The sequence below is a fragment of the Ruegeria sp. AP12 genome (assembly GCF_056540025.1).
In genome coordinates, this window is sequence record NZ_JBQFVZ010000022.1 from 1 (window position 1) to 2,735 (window position 2,735).

Below are 2,735 nucleotides of genomic sequence, written 5' to 3' on the forward strand. Positions count from 1 at the left end.
TGGGTTCGTGACCGCCGAAACAGATGCGAGCAAGGCGGCGGAAGGCAATAGCCATACGCTCAGCCTGGATGTACACGCCCAATGGACCGCGATGGAGAAGACAGGCCAGTGGCGCTTTACCCCGCCGACGCATGTGGTCGCGTCCTTCATCGAAGCGCTGCGCGCGCATGAGGCCGAGGGCGGCGTCGCCGCACGGGGCGCGCGGTATCTTGAAAACCGCAAGACGCTGGTCAAAGGGATGCGCGCGCTGGGCTTTGTCACATTACTGGATGATGAGTGGCTGTCGCCGATCATCACCACTTTCTTCTGCCCAGATCATCCACGTTTTGCGTTTCCGGATTTCTATAACCGCATGAAAGCGCGCGGATTTATCCTGTATCCTGGCAAACTGACCGCAGCCGAAAGCTTCCGGATTGGTCATATCGGACAGGTCGATGCGCATGTGATGCAAGCGGTCGTTGACACCGCAGCCGAGGTGCTGCGTGACATGGGGGTCGACAGTGCCAGCCCCTCGGACGAAACACTCAAACAGAAACAGGTTGAACCTGCCTGACGAAAGGAAAGACAATGAGCAAATTCAAAGCCGCCGTGTTTGATTGGGCGGGGACAATGGTCGATTTTGGATCATTCGCGCCGATGGGTGTGTTTGTGAAGGCCTTCGCCAAGTTCGATATCGAAGCCACGATCGAGCAGGCCCGCGCACCGATGGGCGCGCCCAAATGGGATCACATCCGCTCCATGATGGATATGCCTGAAATCGCCGACCAGTGGGAGGCAAAATACGGCAACGCGCCAACCGATCAGGATGTCGACAAGGTCTATGAGATCTTTGTGCCGATGAACGAAAAAGTCGCCGCCGACTATGCGGATCTGGTTCCGGGTGGCAAAGCTGCGATTGATGATCTGCGGTCCATGGGCCTCAAGATCGGATCGACCACGGGCTACACCCGCTCGATCATGGAGAACGTCCTGCCGGTTGCCGCTGCTCAGGGCTATGAGCCAGACAATCTGGTCTGTTCCGACGACCTGCCCGAAGGCCGACCCGGCCCGCTGGGGATGTATAAATGCATGGTTGATCTGGTGGCCTATCCGCCTGCGGCGATCATCAAGGTCGATGACACCGAACCGGGCATCAAAGAGGGCGTCGCCGCTGGCTGCCTGACCGTAGGTGTGTCTTTGTCCGGCAACGCAGTGGGCAAAACACCGGAAGAACTGGCTGCGCTGTCGGCGGAGGAGGTTGACGCGCTGCGCCAGCACGCGACCAAGATTCTGAAGGACGCCGGAGCGGACTATGTGATCGACACGGTTGCCGATCTGCCTGCGCTGATCCGTGAACTGGACGGCGCAGAGGCCTGAACCCATGCTGAAGAAGGCTCCGCGCAATTTTCTGTTCATTGTCATCGATCAGTTCCGCGCGGACCTTCTGACGAGCGCTTTGGGCCAGCATGTGCCGCTGCCCAACATTCGCGCTCTGGCCGCACGATCGGTGCATTTCCGCAACCATCATACGGTTGTGGTGCCTTGCGGTCCGGCCCGTGCAAGTTTGCTGACGGGCCAATACGCCATGAACCACGGATCGGTTCAGAATGGCGTTCCGCTGCGACGCGATCTCCCCAACCTTGCAACGGCGCTGCGCACCATTGGGCGAGAGCTGTTGTTGTTCGGCTATACGGATACGCAGCCTGATCCCAGAGGCTTGCACCCGAATGACCCGGCGCATCTGTCCTACACAGGGCCGATCCCGGGGATCACCGAGGTCACCGAGATGCGTGAGGAAGCGTGGGAGTGGCTCGCCCATCTCAGATCGCGTGGTTATGACGTGCCGGATGCGGGCGACCTGACCGCGCTTTACAGACCTCAGAACAACATGCTCGGAGGGCCAGCGCTCTATGACGCGCAGGACAGTGATACCGCGTACCTGACCGACCGGGTTTTGGCGCATCTTGACGTTCGCAAATCACAGCCGTGGTCTGCCATGGTCACCTATATCCGGCCGCATCCTCCGTTCGTTGCCCCCGCGCCGTATAACGATTTGATCAACCCTCAGGACATCTCGCCCCCGGTTGAGGCCACTTTTGAGCATCCTTTTTTCGAAGCCTATCATTCCCGCCCAAGCGGTACGGATATGTTCTGGGGTTTTGACGGACAGCAAGATGCCATGACGCCGGAGCAGATCGCGCTTTGCCGATCCACCTACCTTGGGCTTGCTGCTGAAGTTGATCATCACATCGGTCGGATTTTTGAATGGTTGCGAAATGTGGGTCAGTTGGACGACACGCTGATCGTGTTGACTGCTGATCACGGAGAGATGCTGGGCGATCTTGGTCTTTGGGGAAAACAGACCCCGTTCCGCGCTGCGTCCCACGTGCCCCTGATGATCGGGCATCCGGATCTTGAGCCTGAAGATATCGACGCATTGACCCAGTCGATTGACGTGGCCCCGACGGTTCTGTCGGCGCTTGGAGCTGCACCGCCCTCCGAGATGCAGGGCTGTAACCTCTTGGCGCCCGACCGACCCTACGGGCACGAGGCCATGGTCGAGCTTGAGCTTGGATCAGAGAACGGCAAGGGGCGCTTTGAAACCGCATGGCAATGCCCGCCCGATCATTTCCGCGCCCTTGCGTTTGAGAAAGACGGATATCGGCTTGCGCATTTCGCAACGGATATCGAGCCGATGCTGTTTGATGTCGAAAACGATCCCGATTGCACCCGGAATCTCGCGCGGGAAGATCTGC

General features: G+C 59.0%; 2 protein-coding genes and 1 pseudogene. All 3 read left to right on the plus strand.

Annotation, left to right across the window (positions count from 1 at the left end):
- Nucleotides 1–553 (plus strand): annotated as a pseudogene (locus tag ACR0E6_RS20730) (2-aminoethylphosphonate--pyruvate transaminase); the annotation flags it as partial.
- 14 nt (nt 554–567) lie between these two features.
- Complete coding sequence (phnX, locus tag ACR0E6_RS20735; RefSeq protein WP_480565321.1) at nt 568–1,356, plus strand: phosphonoacetaldehyde hydrolase; 789 nt, start codon at nt 568–570, stop codon at nt 1,354–1,356.
- A gap of 4 nt (nt 1,357–1,360) precedes the next feature.
- Nucleotides 1,361–2,735: sulfatase-like hydrolase/transferase (locus tag ACR0E6_RS20740; RefSeq protein ID WP_480586863.1), on the plus strand; the 1,375-nt coding region annotated here is incomplete at its 3' end.